This window comes from Geodermatophilus sp. Leaf369 (assembly GCF_001424455.1).
Classification (GTDB): Bacteria; Actinomycetota; Actinomycetes; order Mycobacteriales; family Geodermatophilaceae; genus Klenkia.
Genome location: NZ_LMQA01000001.1, coordinates 908,598 through 932,486, shown reverse-complemented (window position 1 = coordinate 932,486; position 23,889 = coordinate 908,598). Strand labels below are relative to the sequence as shown.

The window sequence follows — 23,889 nt, the reverse complement described above, 5'->3', positions numbered from 1 at the left end:
CTGCACCTGGAACCGAGGAGTCCCCCGCATGTCGCAGCCACCCCACCCGCCGAACGACGGTCAGCAGCCCTGGCAGGGCCAGCAGCCCGACCCGGGCCAGTGGGGGCAGCAACCGCAGTACGGGCAGCCGTACGGGCAGCCGTCGTACGGCCAGGACCCACACGGCCAGCCCCAGTACGGCCAGCCGCAGCAGTACGGCCAGCAGTACGGCCAGCCCCAGTACGGCCAGCAGCCCTCCGGCAGCAACAAGAACACGGTCATCGCGTTGGTCGTCGCGGGTGTGGTCGTGGTCGCCGCGGTCGTGACCGCGCTGGTCCTGCTGCTCGGTGGGGACGACGAGGGGACGACCGCAGCCCCGGCCCCGGCGACGACCACCAGTGCCTCGTCGGGGTCCTCGAGCTCGTCGTCGGGTTCGTCGTCGTCGGGTTCGTCGTCCAGCTCGTCGTCCTCGGACGACGACGACAGCCCCTACGCCGACGAGACCATGGTCGGCGGCACCCCGACCTCCCCGGAGGGCCTCGGCGCCGAGCCCGAGCTGGACGAGTACGCCCAGCAGTGCTTCGAGGGCGAGCTCCAGGGGTGCTACGACCTGTACATCAACTCCGACTACGACTCGGCCTACGAGATGTACGCGCAGAGCTGCGGGGGTCGGTTGCCGTGGACCCCGCAGTCCTCGGTGGTCGACTGCATCGCCGGCTGACCCGCCCGGGACCACCCCGGGCGGGTGGCCCCAGGTCACCGTCGGGTCACGGTCGGTTGGCCCACCCCCCGGCAGTACCTAGGATCCGCAGGCCAGAGCCCGGAACCGAGGAGTCCCCGCATGTCGCAGCCGCCCTACCCGCCCAACGACGGCCAACAGCCCTGGGGCCAGTCCGGGCAGGGTGACCAGTACGGCCAGCAGTCCGGTCAGGGCCAGTGGGGCCAGCAGCAGCCGCCCTACGGACAGCAGCCGCAGTACGGGCAGCAGCCGCCGTACGGCCAGCCCGGCCAGGGGCAGGACCCGTACGGGCAGCAGCAGTACGGGCAGCAGCAGTACGGGCAGGGTCAGTACGGCCAGCCGCAGTACGGCCAGGACCAGTACGGGCAGCAGTACGGGCAGGGCCAGTACGGCCAGCAGCCCCCGAAGGGCAACAAGAACACGATCATCGCGCTGTCGATCGCCGGCGTCGTGGTGGTCGCGGCCGTGGTGACCGCGCTGATCCTGCTGCTCGGCGGGGACGACGAGGACACGAACGTCGCCGACCCCACCACGGCCACCACGACGAGTGCGTCGTCGGAGTCCTCGAGCTCGTCGTCCAGCTCCTCTAGCTCGTCGGGTTCCTCGTCGTCGGCCTCGGAGTCCGGTGGCGGGGGCGGCACGGGCGGGGACAACCCGTTCTTCCCGACCGTCAACGAGCCGGGGGACCCGTCCGGTCTCGGTGACGACGCCGAGCTCGACGCGTTGGCGCAGAGCTGCTTCGACGCCGACTACGACGCCTGCGTGGACCTGTGGGCCCAGTCCGACGTGGGTTCGGCCTACGAGGACTACGGCTACACCTGCGGCGGGCGCATCCCCGAGGCCGACGCCAGCGTCTTCCTCTGCGGCACCCTCGCCGAGTAGCCCCCGAAGACGACGGACGGCCCGGACCCCTCAGGGGTCCGGGCCGTCCGTCGTCGTGGGTCAGTGGTCGAGGGGCACCGCGGAGTACTGGTTGAGCTTGTCCAGGGAGTGCAGGCTCTCGATCGAGCGGATCGTGCCCGACCGCGAGCGCATCACCAGCGACTGGGTGGTGCAGCCACCGGAGCGGTACTGCACGCCCCGCAGCAGCTCGCCGTCGGTGATCCCGGTGGCCACGAAGAACACGTCGCCCCGCACCAGGTCGTCGATGTCGAGCACCCGGTCCAGGTCGTGCCCGGCGTCGATGGCGCGCTGGCGCTCGTCGTCGTCCTTGGGCATGAGCCGGCCCTGCAGCGCACCGCCCATGCACTTGAGCGCGCAGGCGGTGATGATGCCCTCGGGCGTGCCCCCGATGCCCAGGAGCAGGTCGACGCCGGTGCCCTCGCGGGCCGCCGCGATCGCACCGGCGACGTCGCCGTCGGAGATGAACTTGATCCGGGCGCCCGCGTCGCGGACCTCCTGGGCCAGCTTCTCGTGCCGCGGGCGGTCCAGGATGCAGACGGTGACGTCGGCCGGCCAGGCCTTCTTGGCCTTGGCCACCCGGCGGATGTTCTCCTTCACCGGCAGCCGGATGTCGACCACGTCGGCCGCGATCGGGCCGGTGGCGATCTTGTCCATGTAGAACACCGCGGACGGGTCGTACATGGCGCCCCGGTCGGCCACGGCGAGCACCGCGACGGCGTTGGGCATGCCCTTGGCCATCAGCGTGGTGCCGTCGACCGGGTCCACCGCGACGTCGCACTCGGCGCCGGTGCCGTCCCCGACCTCCTCGCCGTTGAAGAGCATCGGGGCCTCGTCCTTCTCGCCCTCCCCGATGACGACGGTGCCGCGCATGCTCACGGTGCCGATCAGCGCGCGCATCGCGTCGACGGCCGCGCCGTCCCCGCCGTTCTTGTCACCGCGGCCCACCCAGCGGCCGGCGGCCATCGCGCCGGCCTCGGTGACCCGGACCAGCTCCATCGCCAGGTTGCGGTCCGGGCGCGGCCGGCCGGTCGGCGGTGGCTGCGTCCCGTACGCGGTGGGGTGCGCGAGCGGGGGGCCGTCAGGGACGGGCAGGGACAACGGGGGACCTCCTCGTACGACCGCCGGTGGAGCGGCGGCGGGGTGGGGGAGCTGTGCTGCGATCCTAGGGGCATGGCCGACACCGCACCTCAGGGTCAGCGCGCGCCCGAGCCCGACCCGGCGCCCGCCGCACCGTCGGCGGCCCAGGTGCGCGCGCAGAAGTTCAACGCCGCCAACATGGTCCGCTCGCTGCTCCCGCTGACCGTGATCGTCCTGGTCGTGGTCGGCCTGGTGACCCTGCGCCAGACCCCCGAGGACCCGGTCCGCACGGTGGAGACCGCCTCCACGATCCAGCTGGCCGCGGCCCGGGCCGGCTACGAGCTGCTCGTGCCCCAGGACCTCTCCGACCAGTGGCGGCCCACCAGCGTCCGCACCGACGCCGGCGACGCCGTCGAGGACGGCGACCCGGTCACCCTGCAGATCGGCTGGTTCAGCCCCGACGACCAGTACGCCGGCTACGTCGTCACCGACGACAGCGGTGCCGACGCCGTCACCGACGTGCTCGACGACGCCACCGCCGAGGGCACCAGCGAGCTGGGCGGGCGCACCTGGGAGCGGTTCACCACCGCCCGCGAGGAGACCGCCCTGCGCTTCGAGGGGGACGGCGTGGTCGCGCTGGTCACCGGCTCGGCCGCCGACGGGGAGCTGGAGACCCTCGCCGCCTCGGTCGGGCCCTACTCCGCGGGCTGAGCCTGGTCGGGTCCGGCGGCGGCCAGCCGCTCGCGGGCCTCGTCCAGCCAGTGCTGGCAGACCCCGGCGAGCTCCTCGCCGCGTTCCCACAGCGCCAGGGACTCCTCCAGCGTGAGCCCGCCGCCCTCCAGCCGGCGGACGACGTCGGCGAGCTCCTCGCGGGCCTGCTCGTAGCTCTGCGTCGGGGCGGGCTCGGGGGTGCTCACGAGGACCCATCCTGCCGGTCGACCCGCACCGGGATGCGTCCGCCGGCCACCCGGACCACCAGCGCCTCGTCGTCGGCCACCTGACCCGGATCGCGGACCAGGCCGCCGTCGGCGGTCTGCACGAGAGCGTAGCCCCGGGCCAGGGTGGCCGCCGGCGACAACGCGGTGACCCGGGCCCGGGCGTGCTCGAGGTCGCGGACGGCGACGTCGACGCGGTGGGTGAGGGTCCGGGTGGCCCGCTGGCGCATCGCGGCTACGTCCTCGGCCCGGCCCGCCAGCAGCCGCTGCGGGTCGGCCAGCGCCGGGCGGCTGCGCACCGACTCCAGCCAGCGCTCCTGCTGGTCCAGTCGGCCGGTGACCAGCGAGCGGGCCCGGGCGCGCAGGCCGTCGACCAGGCGGCGCTGCTCGCCGATCTCGGGCACCACCCGGTGCGCGGCGTCGGTCGGGGTCGCGGCGCGCACGTCGGCGACGTGGTCGACCAGCGTCGTGTCGGTCTCGTGCCCGACGGCGGTGACCACCGGGGTGCGGCAGGCGGCGATCGCGCGCACCAGCCCCTCGTCGGAGAAGGGCAGCAGGTCCTCCACCGAGCCGCCGCCCCGGGCGACCACGATGACCTCCACCGTCGGGTCGGCGTCCAGCCGCTGCAGGCCCTCGATCACCCCGGCCGCGGCGGACGGTCCCTGGACGACGGTGTGGTGCACGGCGAAGCGGACGGCGGGCCAGCGGCGCCCGGCGGTGACCAGGACGTCCCGCTCGGCGGCGCTGCCCCTGCCGGTGACGAGCCCGACCACGGCGGGGGCGAAGGGCAGCGGTCGCTTGCGGTGGGCGTCGAAGAGGCCCTCGGCGGCCAGCAGCGCGCGGATCCGCTCGATCCGGGCCAGCAGCTCACCCAGGCCGACCGCGCGGATCTCGGTGGCGCGCAGCGAGAACGAGCCCCGGGCGACGTAGTAGTCCGGCCGGGCGCGCACGACCACCCGGGCGCCCTCGGTCAACGCCAGGCCGGGCCGGTCGGCGACGTCCCGGTGGCAGGTGACCGGCACCGACAGGTCGGCCGCGCCGTCGCGCAGGGTGAGGAAGACCGTCGCGCTGCCGCGCCGGGAGAGCTGGGCGACCTGGCCCTCGACCCACACCTCGCCGAGGCGGCCGATCCAGTCGGCGACCTTGCGGGCCACGGTGCGCACCGGCCACGGCTGCTCGGGGGAGGAGGGCGCCGTCACCCCCGGGAGCCTGCCACCCGGGTCAGCCCTGCTCGCGGGCCAGCTTCTCCTGGCGGTTGCGCAGCAGGGTGAGGAAGGGCTGCCGGGCGCGGGTGGCCTGCTCGTAGGCGAGCAGCTCATCGACGGTCACCGGCTGGTAGCCACGCAGGCGGCCACGGAGCTGGGCGATGGAGAAGCCGTCGTAGCCGTCGATCGGCTCGGTGGGCTCCGTGTCCTCGGTCGGCCCGGACTCGTGCCCGGCGGTGATGGCCTGCTCGGAGGCCGCGATCACGACGTCGTCCTCCGCGGCGTTGTCGCCCATGGTGACGGCGAGCTCGTCGACGGTGGCGGTGATCTCGTCGGCGATCGGGTCCTCGGGGAGCGCGGCGACGTCGTCGTCGGTGAGGTCGGCACCACCGAGCTCGCCGGTCAGGCCCTCGGCGAGGATCTCCTCGGTGGCCAGCGTCTCGTCGGTGAGGTCGTCCTCGCCGATCGCCGCGGCCTCGTCGACCACGTCGAGGGGTGCCTCGTCCACGTAGACCTCGACGGCCTCGTCGACGGCCTCGTCGACGGCGTAGCCCGGCTCCTCGTCGAAGGTGTCGACCGGGTCCTCGGCGACCCGGTCGAAGGACGACGTCCGGGAGCCCAGCGGGCCGGTGGCGGCGGGGAGGTCGTCGTCGAAGGTGGCCAGGCCCGGCTCGCGATCCCCGCGCAGGCCGGTCAGCAGCTCGTCGCCGCGGGCCACCAGGCCGGAGTACTCCTGCTGCAGCTTCAGCGTCGTCTGCATGGCCAGGCCGATGGCCCGGACCGGGAGCGCCGGCAGGGTCTGCGGCAGCTTGCGGGCCTCGTCGAGCAGGGTGGCGGTGAGGCCGGCGGCGGCGCGCACGACCTCGGGGATCTCACGGGACATGGCTCCAGCGTGCCCCAGTGCCAGCCGGCACGCTCCCCGGCCGCCCGCGCCCACCTGGCCGGGTGGCGCCGCCCTCCTACGATGGGGTCATGGTTGAACAGCGCGGACGGGTCCTGCTCGCCGACCCCCGGGGCTACTGCGCCGGCGTGGACCGGGCGGTCATCGCCGTGGAGAAGGCGTTGGAGATCCACGGTGCGCCGGTGTACGTGCGCAAGCAGATCGTTCACAACAAGCACGTCGTGGCCACCCTGGAGCGCCGCGGGGCGGTGTTCGTGGAGGAGACCGACGAGGTGCCCGAGGGCGCGGTCGTCGTCTTCAGCGCGCACGGGGTCTCCCCGGCCGTGCACGAGCAGGCCGCGGCCCGCTCGCTGCGCACCATCGACGCGACCTGCCCGCTGGTCACCAAGGTGCACAAGGAGGCCCAGCGGTTCGCGAAGGACGACTTCGACATCCTGCTGATCGGCCACCGCGGGCACGAGGAGGTCGAGGGCACGATGGGCGAGGCGCCCGAGCGCACCCAGCTCGTCGACGGCGCCGAGGACATCGCCAACGTGCAGGTGCGTGACCCGGAGAAGGTCGTCTGGCTCTCCCAGACCACGCTGTCGGTGGACGAGACGCTGGAGACCGTCGACAAGCTCAAGGGCCGCTTCCCCGGGCTGCAGGCCCCGCCGAGCGACGACATCTGCTACGCCACGCAGAACCGTCAGCAGGCCGTGAAGCAGATGGCCGACGAGTGTGACCTGGTGCTCGTGGTCGGCTCGACCAACTCCTCGAACTCGGTGCGGTTGGTCGAGGTGGCCCTCGAGGCCGGCGCCCGGGCCTCCTACCTGGTCGACTACGCCTCCGAGGTCGACGAGGCGTGGCTGGAGGGCGTGCAGACCGTCGGGGTCACCAGCGGTGCCTCGGTGCCGGAGATCCTGGTCAGCGAGCTGCTGGACTGGCTCGGCCAGCGGGGCTTCCCGGACGTGGAGACCGTCAAGGCCGCCGAGGAGCGCCTGGTCTTCGCCCTCCCGCACGAGCTCAAGCAGCGCAAGCAGGCTCTCGCCGTGGACACCGCCGCCGACTGACCCCGGCAGCGAGGACGCCCGCCGGGGACCGCACTACCGGCGGGCGACGAGCCGGACGACGCAGACCACGAGCGCGGCGACCACGGCGATCGCCATCGCCGGGAAGCCGCGGATGAGCAGCGTGGCGATCGTGGGCAGGCTGAACGTGGCCGAGGGGGCCAGCGCGATGTTGACCCCGGCGACGGCGACGAACACCAGCGGCGGGGCCACCAGCACGGTGACCAGGTCGCGGCGGCGGACGACGGCGGCGGCCACGACGGTGGACGCGACCAGCGCGATCAGCGTGAGCGTGCCCAGCCCGACCCCGACGAAGGAGTCGGCGCCGGCGCCCAGGACGGTGACCAGGAAGACCCCGAGCACGGCCAGCCAGCCACGCACCTGCGGGCCGGTGGTCTGCGCGGCACGGGCCGGTGCGCGCCGTTCCCGGCGGTCCCGGTCGAGCGCGTCGGCCGGTGGCCGGCGGGTGCGGGGCGCGGAGCCCCGCTCACCGGACGGGCGGCCCGTCTGCAGGGACTCCCGGGCCAGCCGACGCTCCTGGCGTTCGCGCTCGGCCCGTTCGGCGGCGCGGCCCCGGGGCGCACCGGCACGGGGACGGGGGTCGGGACCACCCAGGTCGCCGGGATGGCGTTCGGCTCGCACCGCACCCTCCCGACTGTCGACAGCACTGACCGGTGCGATGGGGCACCTCCTCGCCTGCCGGCGGTGCGTACCCGCTCCACCGGTCGGGCCACGGTAACGGCCTGGCCTGTCCGTGACCTGTAGGCGGCCGGGAGTGGCGGGTCACTCCGCGAGCGGGGCGGTGCCTCAGCCCCAGGCGTCCCCCCGCTCGTCGGTCGGGTCGGGGACCGAGCGCAGCGTGCGCACGGTGGCCTCCGTCGCCGGCGGCACCTGGACCGGGGACTCGGCGACCCCCAGCTCGTCGAAGCGTCGGCTGGCGACCAGCACCGAGCGATCGTAGCTGCCCACCGTGTCGTTGTAGCGACCCACCGCCGACCCCAGCGCAGCGCCCAGCTTGGTCAGGTGGGCCGACAGCGTGCCGAGCCGGGCGTGCACCGTGCGACCCACCTCGAGCACGGCGGTGGCGTCCCGGGCCAGCCGTTCCTGACGCCAGGAGTAGGCGACCGTGCGGAGCAGGGCCAGCAGCGTGCTCGGGGTGGCGATCACGACGTCCCGGGCGAAGCCGTGCTCGAGCAGCCCCGGCTCGGCCTCCAGCGCGGTGATGAGGAAACCGTCCGAGGGGACGAAGAGCACCGTGAAGGGTGCCGAGGGCTCGAACGCCGAGGGGTATCGGCGGGCGGCGAGGGCGTCGACGTGGGTGCGCAGCTGCCGGGCGTGCTCGGCGACCCGCTGCACCCGCACCACCTCGTCGGTGGCCTGCACCGCCTCGATCCAGCCGGCGAAGGGGACCTTGGCGTCGACCACGACCTGCTTGCCGTCGGCCAGGGTGACCACCAGGTCCGGGCGCACCCCGGCACCGGCGTCGTTGCGGGCCGAGGGCTGCTCCACGAAGTCGCAGTGCTCGAGCAGGCCGGCGACCTCCACCACCCGGCGCAGCTGCACCTCGCCCCAGCGTCCCCGCACGTGCGGGGTGCGCAGCGCCGTCACCAGCGCTGCGGTCTCCTGCCGCAGCCGGTCGGACGTGGTGCCGACCGTGCCGACCTGCTCGCGCAGCTCGCCGTGCGCGGTGGCCCGGTCGCGCTCGATGCCGGCGAGCAGCCGGTGCAGGTGGTCCAGCGACTCGTGGACCGGCTCCAGCCCCTCGGTGCGCGGGGTGCGCCGGCCGAGGAGGGCGACGACGCCGAGGGTGACCGCGGTGGCCAGCAGCGCGCCGACGAGCAGCCCGACGAGCAGGGAGGAGGGGTCCATGCCCGCAGGCTGCCCCAGGGGTACGACAGTTCTGCTCAGACCCGCGCGGGGGAGTGCGCCGCCTCGTGGTCGAGCAGCCAGCGCTTGACCGGCGTCCCCCAGCGGAAGCCGCCCAGCCCACCGCCGGTGGCCAGCACCCGGTGGCACGGCACGAACAGCGCCGCGGCGTTCCGGGCGCAGGCCCCGGCGGCGGCGCGCACGGCGGCCGGGCGGCCGCAGCGGGCGGCGAAGGCGGCGTAGCTGTCGGGCTGTCCCGCCGGCACGGTGCGCAGCACCTCCCAGGCCTCGGTGAGGAACGGCCCGGACCGCTGGGCGACCACGACGTCGTCGATGACGCCGATCTCCCCGGCGTGGAAGGCGTCGACCACGTCGAGGACCGGCAGCCGGTCGGCCTCCATCACGGTGGTGGGTCGCAGCGACCGGTGCACCACGGGGAGGAGGTCGCCGACGTGGGCCGTCCACCCGCTGGCCAGGACCGCGCCGCCGTCGACGAGCACGGTGAAGGGACCGATGGGCGTCTCGGTGGTGGCGTGCAGCGCGGTCATGACGGGTCCTCCCGGACGACGGGGTGGCGGGTGAAGAGAGCAGGTGCCGACATCGCCCACAGGTGCATGACGGCGTAGGAGCGCCAGGGCCGCCACCGGGTCGCGGCGTCGGCGTCGGAGCTGCCCAGGGCGACCAGGCTCTTGCGCAGGGCGAGGTCACCGGGCAGCCACACGTCGGGGTCGCCCAGTCCGCGCAACGCCACCAGGGCGACCGTCCACGGCCCGATCCCGGGGACGGCGAGCAGTGCCTTCCCGGCCGTGGCCCGGTCGGTGCCCGGCCCCAGGTCGATGTCGCCGCCGGTGAGTCCCTCGGCCAGGGCGTGCACGGTGCGCCGGCGGGCCTGGGTGAGGCCGATGGCCGCGAGGTCGGCGTCCACGAGCGCCTCGGGCCGGGGGAAGACGTGGGTGAGGGTGCCGACGGGCTCGGCGAGGGGGGTGCCGGCCGCGGTCACCAGCCGGGCGGTGAAGGTGCGTGCGCCGGCGAGGGAGACGTGCTGGCCCAGCACGGAGCGGACGGCGGCCTCGGCGGCGTCCGGCGCGGCCGGGACCCGGCGGCCGGGGGCGGCCCGCACCAGCTCGGTCAGGGCGGGGTCGGTCGCCAGGACGTCGTCCACCGCGGTCGGGTCGGCGTCGAGGTCCAACAGCCGCCGGCAGCGGGCGACGGCGACCCCGAGGTCGCGCAGCTCGGTCAGCTGCAGCCGGGCGGTGACCGAGGAGCCGTCCGCGCCGGGGGAGAGCCGGACGACCCCGGGCCCGTGCGGCAGGTCCAGCACCCGGGAGAACGTCTCGCCGTCCCACTCCTCGAGCCCGGCGACGGCGTGCCCGCCCAGGAAGAGCAGCACCTCGTCGGCGGCGAACGGGGCGCGGGCAGCCAGCTGCAGGGTGAGCCACCCCGAGGGTCCCGACGCCGGGGTCGCTGAGCCCCGCAGCTGCGAGGGGGTGGTCGCGAAGACCTCGCGGACGGTGTCGTTGAACTGCCGCACGCTGGCGAAGCCGGCGGCGAACGCGACCTCGGCCATCGGCAGCGTGGTGGTCTCGACGAGCACCCGCGCCGTCTGGGCCCGCTGGGCGCGGGCGAGCGCCAACGGCCCGACACCGAGCTCCCCGACCAGCAGCCGGTGCAGCTGGCGCTCGGAGTACCCGAGGGCCGCGGCGAGCCCCGCGACACCGGTGCGCTCGACCTCGCCGTCCCCGATCAGCCGGACGGCGCGGGCGACGACATCGGCGCGGACGTCCCACTCCGGGGAACCGGGGACGGCGTCCGGGCGGCACCGGCGGCAGGCCCGGTACCCCGCGGCCTGGGCGCCGGCGGCGGTGGCGTGGAAGGAGACGTTGCCCGGCAGCGGGGTGCGGGCCGGGCAGGAGGGCCGGCAGTAGATGCCGGTGGTGTGGACGGCGGTGAAGAACCAGCCGTCGAAACGGGCGTCCCGGCTGGAGACCGCGCGGTAGCAGCGCTCGTCGTCGAGGGCTCGGCCCTCCAGCAGCTCGGTCACGGCACCGAGCATGCCAGCGGCCACCGGCCCGGTCTGGCGGGTTTCGGACGTGACGGCAGGTGCCCCGGACCCCGTACCCTGGTCCGACGTGGCTCTCTCCATCGGCATCGTCGGCCTGCCCAACGTCGGCAAGTCCACGCTGTTCAACGCGTTGACCAAGAACGACGTGCTCGCAGCGAACTACCCGTTCGCGACGATCGAGCCCAACGTCGGCGTGGTCGGCGTCCCCGACGAGCGCATCGCGAAGCTCGCCGAGGTGTTCGGCAGCACCAAGCAGATCCCGGCCACGGTGTCCTTCGTCGACATCGCCGGCATCGTCCGCGGCGCCAGCGAGGGGCAGGGGCTGGGCAACAAGTTCCTGGCCAACATCCGCGAGTCCGACGCGATCTGCCAGGTCATCCGGGTGTTCAGCGACCCCGACGTCGTCCACGTCGACGGCAAGGTCTCCCCGAAGGACGACATCGAGACCATCAACACCGAGCTCCTCCTCGCCGACCTGCAGACGCTGGAGAAGGCGGTGCCGCGGCTGGAGAAGGAGATGCGCAAGGACAAGGACCGCAAGGCGCTGTACGACGCCGCGGTCGCCGCGCAGGAGGTGCTGGACACCGGGAAGACGCTGTTCTCCGCCGGGGTGGACTCCGAGCCGCTGCGCGAGCTCGGTCTCATGACCACCAAGCCGTTCCTCTACGTCTTCAACGTCGACAGCGACGAGCTCACCAACACCGAGCTGCTCGACGAGCTGCGTGCCCTCGTGGCGCCGGCCGAGGCGATCGTGCTGGACGCGCAGACCGAGGCCGAGCTGGCCGAGCTCCCGGACGACGAGGCCGCCGAGCTGCTGGCCGCGGTCGGCCAGGACGAGCCCGGACTGCACCAGCTCGCCCGGGTCGGCTTCGCCACCCTGGGCCTGCAGACCTACCTGACCGCCGGCCCCAAGGAGTCCCGGGCCTGGACGATCCCGGTGGGGGCCACCGCTCCCCAGGCTGCCGGGGTCATCCACACCGACTTCCAGCGCGGCTTCATCAAGGCCGAGGTCGTCTCCTTCGACGACATCGTCGCCGCCGGGTCGATGGCCGCGGCCAAGACCAAGGGCCAGGTGCGCATCGAGGGCAAGGAGTACGTCATGGCCGACGGCGACGTGGTGGAGTTCCGCTTCAACGTCTAGCCGGTCCGCTCGCCGAGCAGCACGTCGCGCACCGCCGCCCAGGTGCGGTCGGCGTCCTGGAGCCAGAAGTCGTGACCGACCCCGGTCACCCGCCGGACCTCCCAGCCCAGCGCCTCCAGGCGCATCGCCGTCGCGTCCGGGAGCACGGCGCGGGAGTCGTCCGACAGCACGAGGGTCGAGGGGACCGGGGGTGCGGCGACCGGCGCGGGGGAGTGGGCGACGTCCCGGAAGACGCCGAAGGCCATCCCGCGGTCGAACCGTGAGGTCGCCGCGTCGCGCAGCCGGGCGTCCTCGGGGGACGGGGCAGGTCGGCCACGGCTGCGCCACTTCTGGGCGAGTGCCGCCAGCGTGAGACCCACCGGCGCGGTGGCCCAGAACAGCCGGCCCGTGAGGCCCTCGGTCGGCAGCCCGAGCCGGAAGCCGGGATCGAGGTAGACCGCGCGCGCCGGTGCCATTCGCTCGACCGCCCGCTCGAGCACCGAGCCGCCCAGGGAGTGGCCGACGACGACGTCCAGCCCGACCGGCAGGGTCTCGACGAGGTCATCGGCGAACGCGCAGACGGAGTAGTCATCGGCCCGGTCGCTGTCCCCGTGCCCGCGCAGGTCGACCGTGGTGACGGTGACGCCCCCAGCAGCGACGAGGCGGTCGGTCAGACCGCGCCACGTCGCGCCGTCGGCACCCAACCCGTGGACCAGGGCCACCCGGCGCGGACCGACACCGTGCACCTGCGTCGCCAGCTCCACGGGTCCGGACGCTATGCGGACCCTGGCGTGGTCGGGATGGACGCTTCCTCCCTGTTCCGGCGGTGGAGATGGAGGTGTCAGTCGGCCCGCTCGGCGATCAGCCGGTGCAGGCGCAGGGCCACCTGGAGCTCGAGGGCCCGCCCCGGCTCCTTCCACTGCGGCCCGAGGACCTCGGTGATCCGGTCGAGCCGCTGGTAGAGCGTGTTGGCGTGGACGTGGAGCGCCTCGCAGGTCCGCGCGTGGTGGCGGGCCAGCTCGAGGTAGGTCTCCAGCGTCACCGCCAGGTCGCGCTGCCGCTCGCCGTCGTAGTCGAGGAGGGGGCCGACCGTGGCGCGCACGAACGCGGTGAGGTCGGCGCGGCCGGAGCGGCTGAACAGCGACCGGTACAGCCCGAGGTCATCGCTCGCGGCGCAGGAGCCGGCCCGGTCGAGGGCGATCAGCAGCGCCGCGGTCTGCCGGGCCTCCTCGTGGCTCGCCCGGACCCCGGCGGGACCGCCCGCGCCGGCGGCCAGTCCCGTCGTCGGCGTCCCGCCGTCCGCCGCGGACACCCGGGCCACGGCGGCACGTACCTGCTCGACGGGCGCGGGGAGGAGCACCACGACCTGCCCGGCGTGCGCGGCGGACCACCCGCGCAGCTCGGCGGCGAGCCGGGCGGCGAACGTCCCGGCCGCGGTGGCCCCGACCGGCTCCGGCTCCACGACGGCCACGGTGACGACGGCGTGGAGGTCGATGCCGTTGGCGCGCGCCCGGCGCACCAGGCTGGCCTCGTCGGCGCCGGAGGAGAGCAGCGCGTGGACGAACTCGCCACGCGTGCGCAGCTCGGCCTCGGCGACCGAACGCTCCGAGGCCAGCAGCACCGCCACCGTGGTGGCCCCGATCCGGAGCAGGCGCACGGCCTCCTCGTCGGGCACGGTGGTCGGCGCGGCGACCAGGTCGCCGCCGTGTCCCCCCGGCAGCTCGACCGGGACGACGAGCCCACCGTCGGTGGGCGGCTCCCCGGCCAGGGTCCGGCCGTCGTGGTCGCGGACCGAGACGACGAGGCCGGCCGACCGGTCCAGCGCCGCCACGACCGCTGCGAGCCCCCCGCCGTGGAGCACGATCTCGTTGAGCACGTCGCGCAGGTCGCTGGCGCGTTCGCGGCTCGCGTTCACCTCCCGCAGCGTCGCGTTGGCCGCCCGGAGCTCGGTCGCCGCGGCCCGCTCCCGGTCGAAGAGGTCAGCGGTGCGCAGGGCCAGCGCGGCGTGCGCGGCGAGCCCGGCGAGGAGCTCGACGTCGTGGGCGACGAAGGCCCGGGCCCGTCGCTCCGCGGCGAGCAGGACACCGATCGTGTCGTCCCCGACGAGGAGGGGGACGGCGAGGATGCCGCCGAGCTGCTCGCTGCTCGCCGCCGAGTCGACGCCCTCGCTGTGGGGGAAGCGGTCGTCCTGGAGGTAGCTCTCACTCCACAGCGGGCGGCCCGCCGCCAGGACCTGGCCACCGAGGCCCTGTCCCCGCTCGAGCTCGATGCCGCGCATCGCCGAGCCCATGGCGCCGTCCACGACCTCGATCCGGAGCACGTCGCCGCGCAGCAGCATGATGTAGGCGACGTCCACACCGAGCAGCCGCCGTGCCTGCCGCGCCACCTCGTCGAGCACGTCCCGGGTGTCGTGCAGTGCAGCGAGCCGACGAGCGAGGTCGTTGAGGACGACCAGCTCGTCGGCCCGGCGACGCAGCTCGGCGACCGACGGCGCGGCGTCGTGGGGGGCCATGACCTCATCCTCACCCACGACGCAGGCCCCGGGGGTCACGTCACCGCACGGCCTTGACCGGCCGGATGGCGACCGCGCCGAGCATCACGAAGACGATGCCGGAGACGAAGAGGACGGGGTAGCCACCGGTGAGCGTGACGAGGCCGGCGGCGATCGAGGGGCTCATGGCCTGGGGGAGGGTGGTGGCCAGACCCAGGATGGCCAGGTCACGCCCGGCGCTGCTCCCGCCGAGGCGGGCGGGCAGCACCTCGGTCATGAGGGCGAGGTCGATGGAGATGTAGGTGCCGAACCCCAGACCCAGCAGGAAGGCGTAGACCAGGATCCCGGTCGTCGTCGGCACGAGGAGCGGGACGGCCAGGGCGATCGCCATGACGACCGAGGACCAGACGATGAAGGGCTTGCGCCGGCCGACGCGGTCGGAGAGCCAGCCGCTGCCCGACGCCGAGACCAGGACACCCACGAGCAGGACGATGCCCATCGTGGCGGCGAAGGCGTTGGACTCCTCGTCACCCAGGCCGATGTAGTCGCGCAGGATGTAGAGCCCGTAGGTCTGCGCTCCGTAGAACCCGATCACCATGAGGAAGCGGGAGAGGAAGGCCCAGGCGAAGTCGGGGTGCTGGCGGGGGCTGACCCAGAACCCGCGCAGGAACTCCCGGGCACCGGTGCGCTCGCGGGGCAGGTGCGTGCTGGGCTCGTCCCGGTTGACCAGGACGAAGGCGCCGACGAGGACGAGGACGAGGACGGCCAGGACGACGTAGGGGAGGGCGCCCTGGGTGGCGGTGCTGCCGGCCACGGCCACCCCGACGGCGTTCCCGATGGTGATGCCGACCCCGATCATGGCGGAGACACCGCCGCGTCGGGCCGCGGGGTAGCGGTCGGGCACGACGGCCGTCGCGGCCGCCTGCAGGGCGTTGACGCCCACCTGGACGACGAGCCACACCAGCGCGACGGTGAGCACCGACTGCGCCATGGGCAGGCCCACGAGGAACCCGCTCGTCAGCAGGGCGCCACCGACCATCCACGGCGTGCGGCGGCCGAAGCGCGACCGGGTGGCGTCGGACAGGGCGCCGGCGACGGGCTGGGCGAAGACGTTGGCGATGAACGCGACGGTCGTGACGATCGCCAGGTTGCCGATCTTCCCGGCCTCGTCGATGCCCGCCACGATGTTCGGCAGGAGGATCCCGTTGCCCCCCGAGTTGACTGCGAGGATCGCGACGTAGACGAGCAGCAGCCCGAACGACATCCGTCGCATGCGGGGCGCGGGTGCCGGGGCCGCGTCGGTCGGGTCGCCCGGCAGGGCGGTGGTGGGGATCTCGCTCGTGGCCATGGTGTGGGTGCTCTCCTGGTCCGGGGCCGGCTCGTCGCCGCTCTGCGGTGTGACGCTAGGCACTCCGAGCAGGTCGCACTATGGGCATCACGTCCATGAGACGCACCCCCGGACGGAGGAGAGGTCTACACCCGCGGCTCAGGCCCCGAGGTTGGCGCGCAGGGCCGCGACGCAGGCCGAGGCGCCGTGGTCGGTCATGACGATCGCCGCGTGGTCCACCCCGGCCACCAGTTCGGCGGAGACGAGGGACGGGGTCCTGGCCACGACGTGCGCCACGTGCGCGGACGCGTACATCGGCGGCGAGCCGGCCCCGGTGCTCCACGGCGCGTGGACCAGCCTGATCGGCGCCCGGACGGCGGCGAGAGCCGCGGCCGGAGCGGCGGAGGCGAAGACGGAGACCGCGTCGTCGACGACCGAGTCGAGGTCGCGCTGCACCGCCACCCCTCCGTCGACCGCCGCGAGGTCGTGCGACACCAGGGTCCGCATGCGCGGGTCGTCGGCCCCGGTCAGCGGTGCGACGCTGCCGCGGTAGTGGTCGAGGTAGGCCCTCTCGTCGGCCCAGACCCGGTCGGCGGCGTACTGCGCACGGAGCTTCGGCGCCACCGCGGCCGCCGGCGGCGGACCCTGCTCACCGACCTCGAGCGGCAGCCCGCCGTCGACCAGGGTGACGGTGCGGACGCGGTCCGGGTGCCGGGCGGCGAGCTCGCTGACGACGAAACCGCCCAGCGACATGCCCAGGAGGTGGACCCGGTCGAGCCCCAGGGCGTCCAGCAGGGCCACGAGCTGCTCGGCGTGCGCGGCCACCGAGGACGGTCCCGGTCGTGCCGGCGTCCCGCCGCGGCCGGCGAGGTCGGGGGCGACCACGCTGACCTCCGGCGCGGCGTCGAGGACCCACGACCACAGCCGGTTGTTGCTCGACACGCCGTGCACCGCGAGCACCGGCTCGGTCGTGCCGGGCCGGGTCAGCACCTCGAACGGCCCGGCCGCGGTCGGGACCACCTCGATCGTGGTGGAGGGACGGGTCACGGCAGGTCTCCTGTCAGGGGTGCGGTCGGGTGCGTGGAGAACACCTTGCCGGGGTTGAGCAGGTGGGCGGGGTCGAGGGCGGCCTTGACCGCCCGGTGCATCGCGAGGACCTCGGGGGACAGCTCGGCGGTGAGGCCGTCCCGCTTGAGCAGACCGACGCCGTGCTCGCCCGTGACGGTGCCCCCGAGCGCGAGGGCGTCGGCGATGATGTCGTCGAACGCCGCCTCGGCGCGGGCCCGCGCTTCCTCGTCGCCGGGGGGTGTCACCAGCAGCGGGTGCAGGTTCCCGTCGCCGGCGTGGGCGATGTTCGCGATGACGACGCCCCGCCGGACCGCGGTGCGCTCGATGCGCGCCAGCATCTCGGGCACCTGCTCCTTGGGGACGCACACGTCCTCGGTCAGCACCGGTCCCAGGCGCTCGAGCGCGGGGTAGGCCAGCCGCCGCGCGGCGAAGAGCGCCTCGGCCTCGGCCTCGTCGGTGGAGCGTTCGGCCCAGGTGGCACCGGCGGCGCGGAAGCACGCGACCATCTGCTCGGCCAGGCCCTCGCCGAGCTCGCCCGGCTCGTCGAACCGGCCCAGCAGGACGACCTCGGCCTCGGTGGACAGGCCCATGTGCTTCCACTCGTCGACGGCCTCCAGGCAGTGCCGGTCGACCAGCTCCAGCGCCGACGGCACCAGGCCGGCCTCGCCCACGGCCCGCACGGCGGCGCCGGCGGCCACGACGGAGGAGAAGAAGCCGGCGACGGTCACGGCCGGGGCGGGCAGGGGGCGCAGGCGGACGGTGACCTCGGTGACGATGCCGAGCGTGCCCTCCGACCCGATGAGCAGGCCCATCAGGTCGTAGCCCGCCACGCCCTTGGCGGTGCGCCGGCCGAGCCGGACGACCTCGCCGCGGCCGGTGACGACCTCGAGCTGCAGGACGTAGTCGCGGGTGACGCCGTACTTGACGCAGCACAGGCCCCCGGCGTTCGTGGCCACGTTGCCGCCGATGGTCGACCAGGGCGAGCTCGCGGGGTCCGGGGGGTACCAGAGACCGTGCTCGGCCACCGCGGCACGCAGCGCGTCGTTGACGACGCCGGGCTGCACGACGGCGAGGCGTTCCAGGGGGTTGATCTCGAGCACCCGGTCCATCCGCTCGAGCGACACGACGACGCAGCCCTCCAGCGCGTTCGCCCCGCCGGAGAGCCCGGTGCCGGCACCACGGGCGACCACCGGGACCCCGTGGCGCAGGCACGTCCGCACCACGTGGACGACGTCCTCGGTGCAGGTGGCACGGACCACCGCGGCGGGCCGCCCGTGCGGCGCCCACGCGGCCTGGTCGCGGCTCATGCCCGCCACGACGTCGGGGTCGGTCAACACGGCACCGGCCGGCAGCAGGGCGGCGAGCTCGTCGGTGAGCGCCGAGCCCACGACGTCGTGGGTGGTCGGCACCACCGGGGCTGTCATCGTCATGAGTGCACCAGATCACGGACGTCGTGCCGGCGACGTGGAGACCGTCCCCGTCGTCCCGGCGTCCCGGTGGAGGTTCCGACCCGCCCGGGTCGGGCAGGCCGCTGCGGTCACGACGCGTCCTGCGGGCGGGCGCCCGGGGTGGCGTCGAGCGCGGTGAGTCCGGTCATCCGCAGGGACACGTCCCAGATCCGGGCGGCCTCGGCGGGGTCGGTCAGCCGGCTGTAGAGCTCCTGCCGGGCGGGCGGCCCACCGAGGTGGCCGACGCCACGGGGGCCGATGAACCGGCCGCCGTCGGCAGCCGGGTCGGTCGCGGCCAGCAGGGCGGGCAGGCCGGCGGACTCGACGGTGCCGACCAGCACCCCGCGGGCCGACAGCACGCGGATCAACCGACGGCCCAGGGTGTCCTTGCCGCGCCCGACCTCCGGTCGGGCGGCGAGCAGTGCCGTCGGGGCGACCCCCGGGTGGGCGAGGTTGCTCGTGATGCCCCAGCCGGCGGCCTTGCTGCGCCGGTCGAGCTCGAGGCCGAAGAGCCCGAACGCGATCTTCGACGAGCTGTAGGCCTTCATCCCGTCGTAGCTGCGCTCCCAGTCCAGGTCGTCCCAGTGCACGGCGTTCTGGTTGGCGGCGACGCTGATCTGGGAGACCACGCGGGCGCGGCCGGCGACCAGCAGCGGCAGCAGGTGGCCGACCAGGGCGACGTGGCCGAGGTGGTTGGTGCCGAACTGCAGCTCGTGGCCGTCGGCGGTGGTCTGCCGCTCCGGCGGCGTCATCACCCCGGCGTTGGCCACGAGGATGCTGATGGGCGTCCCCTCCTCGCGCAGGGCGGCCCCGAGGTCGGCCACCGACTGCAGGGAGGACAGGTCCATCGTGCGGAGGGAGACGTCCGCGCCCGGCACCTCGGTGCGGATGGCCGCGACCGCGGCCTGGCCCTTGGACGGGTTGCGGACCGGCAGCACCACCTCGGCGCCGGCGGCGGCCAGCCGGGCGGCGATGTGCCGGCCCATGCCGTCGCTGGCGCCGGTGACGACGGCGCGGGTGCCGGTCAGGTCGGGGACGGGGACGTCGATCGGGGTGCGTGCCACGGTGTGCTCCTCGGGTCGGGGTGGGTCTGCCGTCGAGCGTGGACGCTCCCGGGAGGGACGACCAGGACCGGTCCAGCCGGGGATCGGCAGGCCCTGCCTGGGACGCGTCGGGCACGGTAGGAACGGGTCTCACCGACAGGAGGAGGGCACGTGGACATCGACCGCAGCGGTCTGGCGGAGTTCCTCCGCTCGTGCCGGGAGGCCCTGCAGCCCGAGGACGTCGGCCTGCCCCGCGGGCAACGCCGGCGGACCACCGGGCTGCGGCGGGAGGAGGTCGCCGTCCTCGCGCACATGTCCACCGACTACTACGCCCGGATCGAACGCCAGCGGGGCCCGCAGCCCTCGGAGGCGATGATCGCCTCGATCGCCCAGGGCCTGCACCTGTCCCTCGACCAGCGGGACCACCTCTACCGGCTCGCCGGGCACCACCCGCCGGTCCGGGGCGCGGAGAGCTGGCACGTCGGTCCGGGCCTGCTGCGCATCCTGGACCGGCTCGACGACACCCCCGCCGAGGTGGTCAGCGAGCTGGGGGAGACGCTGCGCCAGACCCGGCTCGGGGTGGCCCTGCTCGGGGACGCCACCCTGCGCACCGGTCTCGCCCGCAGCCTGGGCTACCGGTGGTTCACCGACCCGACCACCCGCGAGCTGTACCACCCCGACGACCACGCGCACCTGTCCCGGGTGTGGGCGTCGGGCCTGCGCAGCGTCATCGCGGTCCGGGGACCGCGCTCGCGCGCAGCCCGGATCGCCGAGGAGCTGCTGGAGCGCAGCGCGGAGTTCCGCGGGGTCTGGGCCACCCACGAGGTCGGCGTCCGCCCCGCGGAGTCCAAGCGGTTCGTGCACCCGGACCTGGGGCTGCTGGAGCTGCAGTGCCAGACGCTGCTCGACCCGCAGCAGTCGCACACGCTGCTGGTCTACACCGCCGTCCCCGGGAGCGAGACCCACGAGAAGCTGCAGCTGCTGGGCGTCCTGTCCTCCCGGTGATTCCAGGTCGGGCCACGACCTGCCGATACGAGGGCCATGACGACGACGGTGTGCGACGCCGTGCGGTCGGCCTCGGTCTCCGCGGCCACCCTGTCCTCGACCTCCGAGGGCGCCCTCGACCTCTTCCAGGCCGCCGGCTGGTTGTCCACCGCCGTCACCGAGGCCCTCGAGGCAGCCGCACCGCCCGCACCGGTGCCGCTGGGCTGAGGCGCGACGGCGGTGCGTACCGTCGTCGGCACGTCCCCCGCCCACTCGCCATGAGCGGGGGGAACAGGCCCCGCTCCCGGTCGTTTCACGCGTCCGGGGCGGGGCTGCCTGCATCCCGGGGCACGAGCGCGGGTCGTAGCGTGGAGCACGTGCCGAACGTGTTCACCGACTACGCCGAGACCCACTGGGTGCCGATCAACGAGGACATGGTCACCGTGCAGACGGTCGACGCGACCGGGCAGCGGGAGAACCACGTGCTGTCGGTCGCCGACGCCCTGGCTCAGTTCAAGGTGAAGTACCCCTTCGTGGACGACGCCCAGGCCGCCGAGCTCTTCGCCCGCGGCGGCTGACGCCTCAGTGCGCGGCGGCCTTGGCCCCGCGCCTGGGGACCACGTGCAGCACGGCCACGAGCACCGCGCCGACGACGACGCCCACCACGGCGGACATCGCGGTGTTGGTCAGCCAGCCGAGCACCCCGCCCAGCGCGCCGGTCGCGTCGTGCACGATCTCCTCGACGTGGTGCACGAACCCGTAGGGCCCGGTCCAGCCGAGCTCCTCGGCGCCGACGAGCAGGATGTGCCCGCCGACCCAGAGCATGGCGGCGATCCCGACGGTGGCCAGCGTGGCCAGCACGATGGGCATGGCCTTGACCAGGCCGCGGCCGAACGCGGCGACGCCCTTCGAGGGCTTCGCGGCCAGCGCGACACCGGCGTCGTCCATCTTCACGATGAGCGCGACCACGCCGTAGACCAGCGCGGTGATCAGCAGCGCGACGACGACCAGGATGATCGCCCGGGTCACGAAGGGCTCGGTGTCGACCTCGTTGAGCGCGATGACCATGATCTCGGCGCTGAGGATGAAGTCGGTGCGCACGGCCCCGGAGACCACGGTCTTCTCGTGCTCGGCCGGGTCGGTCGTGGTGTCCGTCGCGGCGGCGGTCTCCTCCGGGTGGTGCCCGGAGACCTTCTCCCACAGCTTCTCCGCGCCCTCGTAGCAGAGGTAGGCGCCGCCGATCATCAGGATCGGGGTGAGCAGGAACGGCAGGAACTGGCTCAGCAGCAGGATCGCCGGCAGGATGATCAGCAGCTTGTTGCGGATCGACCCCTTGGCGATGCGGCCGATGATCGACAGCTCGCGCTTCGGCTCGAGGCCCTGCACGTACCGCGGGGTGACCGCCGCGTCGTCGACGACCACGCCGGCGGCCTTGACGCCGGCCCGCCCCGCGGCGGCGCCGATGTCGTCCAGGGACGCCGCCGACAGCCGGACCAGCGCGGCGACGTCGTCGAACAGGGCGAAGAGGCCGCTGGCCATCAGCGGGTCCCGGGGAGGCTCAGCGCGGTCACAGGAAGAGGCTAGGACATCTCACCGGAGCTGGGCCTCCTTCGGCGCCAACCCGCGGGCGGCCTCCGCGGCCACCTGGTCCCGGCCCGCACCCCCGGCAGCGACGACCACGGCGCCGACCAGCCCCTCGACCAGCGGTGCCGCGGACAGGGTCACCCGTTCCCGGACGCCCTCGTCGAGGAACTCCAGCGCGGTCTCGGCCGACAGCACGGCACTGCCCAGGTCCATCAGGACGACGACGCCGTCGCCGGTGTCGGCAGCGGTGATCGCCGTCGCCACCGCCATGGCGTCGGTGCCCAGCGACCCGTCGTCCATCCCGGCGGCCACCTCGATCGCCAGCTCGCGGCCGGGGAGCATCTGCCGGGCCAGTTCCACCGCGGCGTCGGCCAGCGCCCGGCTGTGCGAGACGACCACGATCCCGACGCTCACGCGAGCGTCTCGGCGGCCGCGCGCAGCAGGAGGGCGGTCGAGGTCGCGCCCGGGTCCTGGTGCCCGGCGCTGCGCTCGCCCAGGTAGCTGGCCCGGCCCTTGCGGGCCACCAGCGGCACGGTCGCGTCCCGGCCGTCGGCGGCGGCCTGCGCGGCCTCCGCGATCGACCCCCCGGCGTCCAGGACGTCGCAGGCCGGACCCAGGGCGTCGACCATCGTCTTGTCGCCCGGTTCGGCCTTGCCGCGGGCCAGCACGCCCTCGTAGCCCGCCCGCAGCGCCGGTGCGAAGCCGCCGTCGGCAGCCCCGGCCATCCGGAGGAACAGCGTCCCGTAGAGCGGGCCGGACGCGCCGCCGACCTTCGACACCAGCGTGGCGCCGGTCTTCTTCAGCAGCGCCGCGGGGTCGGCCGGGGGAGCGTCGGCCAGGGCCGCGACGACGGCGGCCATCCCGCGGTCCATGTTCGAGCCGTGGTCGGCGTCCCCGATGGCCGAGTCCAGCGCGGTGAGCTCGTCCTTCTGCTCGTGCACCAGTTCGGCGAAGCGCTGCACCCAGGCGGTCAGGTCCGCGAGGTCCATCAGGCGCCCCACCGCAGGCCGGGGGTGTCGACGGGGGCGTCCCACAGCCGCAGCAGCTCGTCGTCGGCCTGCAGCAGGGTGACCGAGCAGCCGGCCATCTCCAGCGAGGTCATGTACGGGCCGACGAGCGAGCGGGCGATGCCGATGCCGGCCTTCTCCAGGATCGCGGCCACCTCGGCGTAGACCACGTACAGCTCGATGAGCGGGGTGCCGCCCAGCCCGTTGACGAAGCAGATGACGCCGTCGGTGAACGAGCGGTCGGCCAGGATCGGCTCGACCAGCATCGCGGCGACCTCACGGGCGGGGGCGATCGGCACCCGGCGGCGACCGGGCTCGCCGTGGATCCCGATCCCGATCTCCATCTCGCCCTCGGGCAGGTCGAACGTGGGCCTGCCGGCGGCCGGCACGGTGCACGAGGTCAGCGCCATGCCCATCGAGCGCCCGCTGTCGTCGATCCGGCGGGCCAGGTCGGCGACCTCGGCCAGCGGGCGGCCCTCCTCGGCCGCCGCACCGACGATCTTCTCCAGCAGCACCGTCGTGCCCACGCCTCGGCGGCCGGCGGTGAACAGGCTGTCCTCGACCGCGACGTCGTCGTCCACGACGACCGTGACCACCTCGGTGCCGCTCTCCGCGGCGACCAGCTCGGCGGCCATCTCGAAGTTCATCACGTCGCCGGTGTAGTTCTTCACGATGTGCAGCACCCCGGCACCGCCGTCCACGCCCTGGGTCGCGGCGACCATCTGGTCGGGCACCGGGGAGGTGAAGACCTCACCGGCACACGCGGCGTCCAGCATCCCGACGCCGACGAAGCCGCCGTGCATCGGCTCGTGGCCGGTGCCACCGCCGGAGACCAGCCCGACCTTGCCCGCCCGCGGCGCGTCCCGGCGGAACACCACCCGGTTCTCGTGGTCGACCCGCAGCTGCGGGTGCGCAGCCGCCATCCCGCGCAGCGCGTCGGCGACGACGTCGGCCGGGTCGTTGATCAGCTTCTTCATGCCCCGACGCTAGGGGCCCCCGAGGACCCGCACAACGGGGTGGCGTGCGCCACACTGCACGTACCAGGTGTCGCTCGGAGCCGGGGGTGACGGCGCGGCACACCAGGTACCACCGAACGAGGAGCCA

General features: G+C 74.4%; 26 protein-coding genes. 8 read left to right on the top strand and 18 right to left on the bottom strand.

Features of this window, described 5'->3' with window-relative positions; genetic code table 11:
* The first annotated feature begins 28 nt into the window (after positions 1-28).
* Both ASG36_RS22250 and ASG36_RS22245 read left to right on the top strand, forming a co-directional pair.
* Positions 29-700 (top strand): hypothetical protein, encoded by a 672-nt coding sequence (locus tag ASG36_RS22250; RefSeq protein WP_055760055.1) that lies wholly within the window; start codon positions 29-31, stop codon positions 698-700.
* A 120-nt stretch (positions 701-820) separates the two neighbouring features.
* Positions 821-1,600: a hypothetical protein gene (locus ASG36_RS22245; protein ID WP_055760052.1), complete on the top strand. Its 780-nt coding sequence runs from the start codon at positions 821-823 to the stop codon at positions 1,598-1,600.
* Positions 1,601-1,660: 60 nt separating this feature from the next.
* Here the strand turns inward: ASG36_RS22245 and glpX are convergent, their stop codons facing one another.
* Positions 1,661-2,719, bottom strand: coding sequence for a class II fructose-bisphosphatase (gene glpX, locus ASG36_RS04645; RefSeq protein ID WP_055760048.1), 1,059 nt, complete (start codon positions 2,717-2,719; stop codon positions 1,661-1,663).
* A 72-nt stretch (positions 2,720-2,791) separates the two neighbouring features.
* Between glpX and ASG36_RS04640 the strand changes: the two genes are divergently transcribed.
* The gene (locus ASG36_RS04640; protein ID WP_055760045.1) at positions 2,792-3,409 is read left to right on the top strand and encodes a DUF4245 domain-containing protein; all 618 of its coding nucleotides are present in this window, start codon (positions 2,792-2,794) and stop codon (positions 3,407-3,409) included.
* On the opposite strand, the gene ASG36_RS04635 is transcribed toward ASG36_RS04640, so the two are convergent.
* The 3 genes from ASG36_RS04635 to ASG36_RS04625 are packed head-to-tail and all read right to left on the bottom strand — an operon-like array spanning position 3,394 to position 5,721.
* Positions 3,394-3,615 carry an exodeoxyribonuclease VII small subunit gene (locus ASG36_RS04635; RefSeq protein ID WP_055760043.1) on the bottom strand — a complete coding sequence of 74 codons (222 nt, stop codon included), beginning with the start codon at positions 3,613-3,615 and terminating at the stop codon, positions 3,394-3,396. The genes ASG36_RS04640 and ASG36_RS04635 overlap by 16 nt on opposite strands.
* Positions 3,612-4,832: an exodeoxyribonuclease VII large subunit gene (gene xseA, locus ASG36_RS04630; RefSeq protein WP_055760040.1), complete on the bottom strand. Its 1,221-nt coding sequence runs from the start codon at positions 4,830-4,832 to the stop codon at positions 3,612-3,614. Before xseA ends, ASG36_RS04635 begins: the two co-directional genes overlap by 4 nt.
* A gap of 22 nt (positions 4,833-4,854) precedes the next feature.
* Positions 4,855-5,721 (bottom strand): lipid droplet-associated protein, encoded by an 867-nt coding sequence (locus ASG36_RS04625; RefSeq protein ID WP_055760037.1) that lies wholly within the window; start codon positions 5,719-5,721, stop codon positions 4,855-4,857.
* Between the two features lie 89 nt (positions 5,722-5,810).
* On the opposite strand from ASG36_RS04625, the gene ASG36_RS04620 reads away from it, so the two are divergent.
* Positions 5,811-6,788, top strand: a complete 978-nt coding sequence (locus ASG36_RS04620; RefSeq protein ID WP_055760035.1) for a 4-hydroxy-3-methylbut-2-enyl diphosphate reductase — start codon at positions 5,811-5,813, stop codon at positions 6,786-6,788.
* Between the two features lie 33 nt (positions 6,789-6,821).
* Here the strand turns inward: ASG36_RS04620 and ASG36_RS04615 are convergent, their stop codons facing one another.
* The 4 genes from ASG36_RS04615 to ASG36_RS04600 all read right to left on the bottom strand — a co-directional run bounded on the left by ASG36_RS04615 (position 6,822) and on the right by ASG36_RS04600 (position 10,692).
* Positions 6,822-7,427 (bottom strand): DUF6542 domain-containing protein, encoded by a 606-nt coding sequence (locus ASG36_RS04615; RefSeq protein WP_055760032.1) that lies wholly within the window; start codon positions 7,425-7,427, stop codon positions 6,822-6,824.
* Between the two features lie 165 nt (positions 7,428-7,592).
* A complete protein-coding gene (locus tag ASG36_RS04610; protein ID WP_055760029.1) occupies positions 7,593-8,654 on the bottom strand; it encodes a DNA recombination protein RmuC in 1,062 nt (353 codons plus the stop codon).
* 35 nt (positions 8,655-8,689) lie between these two features.
* Positions 8,690-9,199: a methylated-DNA--[protein]-cysteine S-methyltransferase gene (locus tag ASG36_RS04605; protein WP_055760026.1), complete on the bottom strand. Its 510-nt coding sequence runs from the start codon at positions 9,197-9,199 to the stop codon at positions 8,690-8,692.
* The gene (locus ASG36_RS04600) at positions 9,196-10,692 is read right to left on the bottom strand and encodes an AlkA N-terminal domain-containing protein (protein WP_235494566.1); all 1,497 of its coding nucleotides are present in this window, start codon (positions 10,690-10,692) and stop codon (positions 9,196-9,198) included. The genes ASG36_RS04605 and ASG36_RS04600 overlap by 4 nt, the downstream gene beginning before the upstream one ends.
* Before the next feature lie 88 nt (positions 10,693-10,780).
* Here ASG36_RS04600 and ychF point away from each other — a divergent pair, with 88 nt between their 5' ends.
* Positions 10,781-11,854, top strand: coding sequence for a redox-regulated ATPase YchF (ychF, locus tag ASG36_RS04595; protein WP_055760022.1), 1,074 nt, complete (start codon positions 10,781-10,783; stop codon positions 11,852-11,854).
* Here the strand turns inward: ychF and ASG36_RS04590 are convergent.
* From ASG36_RS04590 to ASG36_RS04565, 6 genes are all read right to left on the bottom strand, one after another.
* Entirely contained in the window at positions 11,851-12,597 is a 747-nt protein-coding gene (locus ASG36_RS04590; RefSeq protein WP_055760020.1) for an alpha/beta fold hydrolase, read from the bottom strand. The genes ychF and ASG36_RS04590 overlap by 4 nt on opposite strands.
* A 77-nt stretch (positions 12,598-12,674) precedes the next feature.
* Positions 12,675-14,345: a helix-turn-helix domain-containing protein gene (locus tag ASG36_RS04585; protein WP_055760017.1), complete on the bottom strand. Its 1,671-nt coding sequence runs from the start codon at positions 14,343-14,345 to the stop codon at positions 12,675-12,677.
* A gap of 40 nt (positions 14,346-14,385) precedes the next feature.
* Positions 14,386-15,672 carry an MFS transporter gene (locus tag ASG36_RS04580; protein WP_157498562.1) on the bottom strand — a complete coding sequence of 429 codons (1,287 nt, stop codon included), beginning with the start codon at positions 15,670-15,672 and terminating at the stop codon, positions 14,386-14,388.
* Between the two features lie 138 nt (positions 15,673-15,810).
* A complete protein-coding gene (locus ASG36_RS04575; RefSeq protein ID WP_082522779.1) occupies positions 15,811-16,698 on the bottom strand; it encodes an alpha/beta fold hydrolase in 888 nt (295 codons plus the stop codon).
* On the bottom strand, positions 16,695-18,143 hold the full coding sequence (locus tag ASG36_RS04570) for an FAD-binding oxidoreductase (RefSeq protein WP_157498715.1): 1,449 nt from the start codon (positions 18,141-18,143) through the stop codon (positions 16,695-16,697). Before ASG36_RS04570 ends, ASG36_RS04575 begins: the two co-directional genes overlap by 4 nt.
* 113 nt (positions 18,144-18,256) lie before the next feature.
* Positions 18,257-19,231, bottom strand: coding sequence for an SDR family oxidoreductase (locus tag ASG36_RS04565; RefSeq protein ID WP_055760010.1), 975 nt, complete (start codon positions 19,229-19,231; stop codon positions 18,257-18,259).
* A 150-nt stretch (positions 19,232-19,381) separates the two neighbouring features.
* On the opposite strand from ASG36_RS04565, the gene ASG36_RS04560 reads away from it, so the two are divergent.
* The 3 genes from ASG36_RS04560 (at position 19,382) to ASG36_RS04555 (ending at position 20,772) form a co-directional block, all read left to right on the top strand.
* Complete coding sequence (locus tag ASG36_RS04560; protein ID WP_055760008.1) at positions 19,382-20,215, top strand: helix-turn-helix transcriptional regulator; 834 nt, start codon at positions 19,382-19,384, stop codon at positions 20,213-20,215.
* A 36-nt stretch (positions 20,216-20,251) separates the two neighbouring features.
* Positions 20,252-20,422, top strand: coding sequence for a hypothetical protein (locus tag ASG36_RS21760; protein ID WP_157498560.1), 171 nt, complete (start codon positions 20,252-20,254; stop codon positions 20,420-20,422).
* Between the two features lie 149 nt (positions 20,423-20,571).
* The gene (locus tag ASG36_RS04555) at positions 20,572-20,772 is read left to right on the top strand and encodes a hypothetical protein (protein WP_157498558.1); all 201 of its coding nucleotides are present in this window, start codon (positions 20,572-20,574) and stop codon (positions 20,770-20,772) included.
* Positions 20,773-20,776: 4 nt separating this feature from the next.
* Here the strand turns inward: ASG36_RS04555 and ASG36_RS04550 are convergent, their stop codons facing one another.
* The 4 genes from ASG36_RS04550 to dhaK are packed head-to-tail and all read right to left on the bottom strand — an operon-like array spanning position 20,777 to position 23,762.
* Positions 20,777-21,733: a DUF808 domain-containing protein gene (locus tag ASG36_RS04550; protein WP_055760002.1), complete on the bottom strand. Its 957-nt coding sequence runs from the start codon at positions 21,731-21,733 to the stop codon at positions 20,777-20,779.
* Between the two features lie 51 nt (positions 21,734-21,784).
* A complete protein-coding gene (dhaM, locus tag ASG36_RS04545) occupies positions 21,785-22,192 on the bottom strand; it encodes a dihydroxyacetone kinase phosphoryl donor subunit DhaM (RefSeq protein ID WP_055760000.1) in 408 nt (135 codons plus the stop codon).
* Positions 22,189-22,767 carry a dihydroxyacetone kinase subunit DhaL gene (gene dhaL, locus ASG36_RS04540; protein WP_055762427.1) on the bottom strand — a complete coding sequence of 193 codons (579 nt, stop codon included), beginning with the start codon at positions 22,765-22,767 and terminating at the stop codon, positions 22,189-22,191. Before dhaL ends, dhaM begins: the two co-directional genes overlap by 4 nt.
* Positions 22,767-23,762: a dihydroxyacetone kinase subunit DhaK gene (gene dhaK, locus ASG36_RS04535; RefSeq protein WP_055759997.1), complete on the bottom strand. Its 996-nt coding sequence runs from the start codon at positions 23,760-23,762 to the stop codon at positions 22,767-22,769. The genes dhaL and dhaK overlap by 1 nt, the downstream gene beginning before the upstream one ends.
* Between the last annotated feature and the right edge of the window lie 127 nt (positions 23,763-23,889).

What these genes read in the sequence shown, in the direction of transcription:
- ASG36_RS04580 (WP_157498562.1), bottom strand. Translation starts at nt 15,672, where the DNA reads ATGGCCACGAGCGAGATCCCCACCACCGCCCTGCCGGGCGACCCGACC.
- ASG36_RS04620 (WP_055760035.1), top strand. Translation starts at nt 5,811, where the DNA reads ATGGTTGAACAGCGCGGACGGGTCCTGCTCGCCGACCCCCGGGGCTAC.
- ASG36_RS04605 (WP_055760026.1), bottom strand. Translation starts at nt 9,199, where the DNA reads ATGACCGCGCTGCACGCCACCACCGAGACGCCCATCGGTCCCTTCACC.
- ASG36_RS04550 (WP_055760002.1), bottom strand. Translation starts at nt 21,733, where the DNA reads ATGGCCAGCGGCCTCTTCGCCCTGTTCGACGACGTCGCCGCGCTGGTC.
- ASG36_RS04585 (WP_055760017.1), bottom strand. Translation starts at nt 14,345, where the DNA reads ATGGCCCCCCACGACGCCGCGCCGTCGGTCGCCGAGCTGCGTCGCCGG.
- ASG36_RS04640 (WP_055760045.1), top strand. Translation starts at nt 2,792, where the DNA reads ATGGCCGACACCGCACCTCAGGGTCAGCGCGCGCCCGAGCCCGACCCG.
- dhaL (WP_055762427.1), bottom strand. Translation starts at nt 22,767, where the DNA reads ATGGACCTCGCGGACCTGACCGCCTGGGTGCAGCGCTTCGCCGAACTG.
- ASG36_RS22250 (WP_055760055.1), top strand. Translation starts at nt 29, where the DNA reads ATGTCGCAGCCACCCCACCCGCCGAACGACGGTCAGCAGCCCTGGCAG.
- ASG36_RS04570 (WP_157498715.1), bottom strand. Translation starts at nt 18,143, where the DNA reads ATGACAGCCCCGGTGGTGCCGACCACCCACGACGTCGTGGGCTCGGCG.
- ASG36_RS22245 (WP_055760052.1), top strand. Translation starts at nt 821, where the DNA reads ATGTCGCAGCCGCCCTACCCGCCCAACGACGGCCAACAGCCCTGGGGC.
- ASG36_RS04610 (WP_055760029.1), bottom strand. Translation starts at nt 8,654, where the DNA reads ATGGACCCCTCCTCCCTGCTCGTCGGGCTGCTCGTCGGCGCGCTGCTG.
- ASG36_RS04625 (WP_055760037.1), bottom strand. Translation starts at nt 5,721, where the DNA reads ATGTCCCGTGAGATCCCCGAGGTCGTGCGCGCCGCCGCCGGCCTCACC.
- ASG36_RS21760 (WP_157498560.1), top strand. Translation starts at nt 20,252, where the DNA reads ATGACGACGACGGTGTGCGACGCCGTGCGGTCGGCCTCGGTCTCCGCG.
- dhaK (WP_055759997.1), bottom strand. Translation starts at nt 23,762, where the DNA reads ATGAAGAAGCTGATCAACGACCCGGCCGACGTCGTCGCCGACGCGCTG.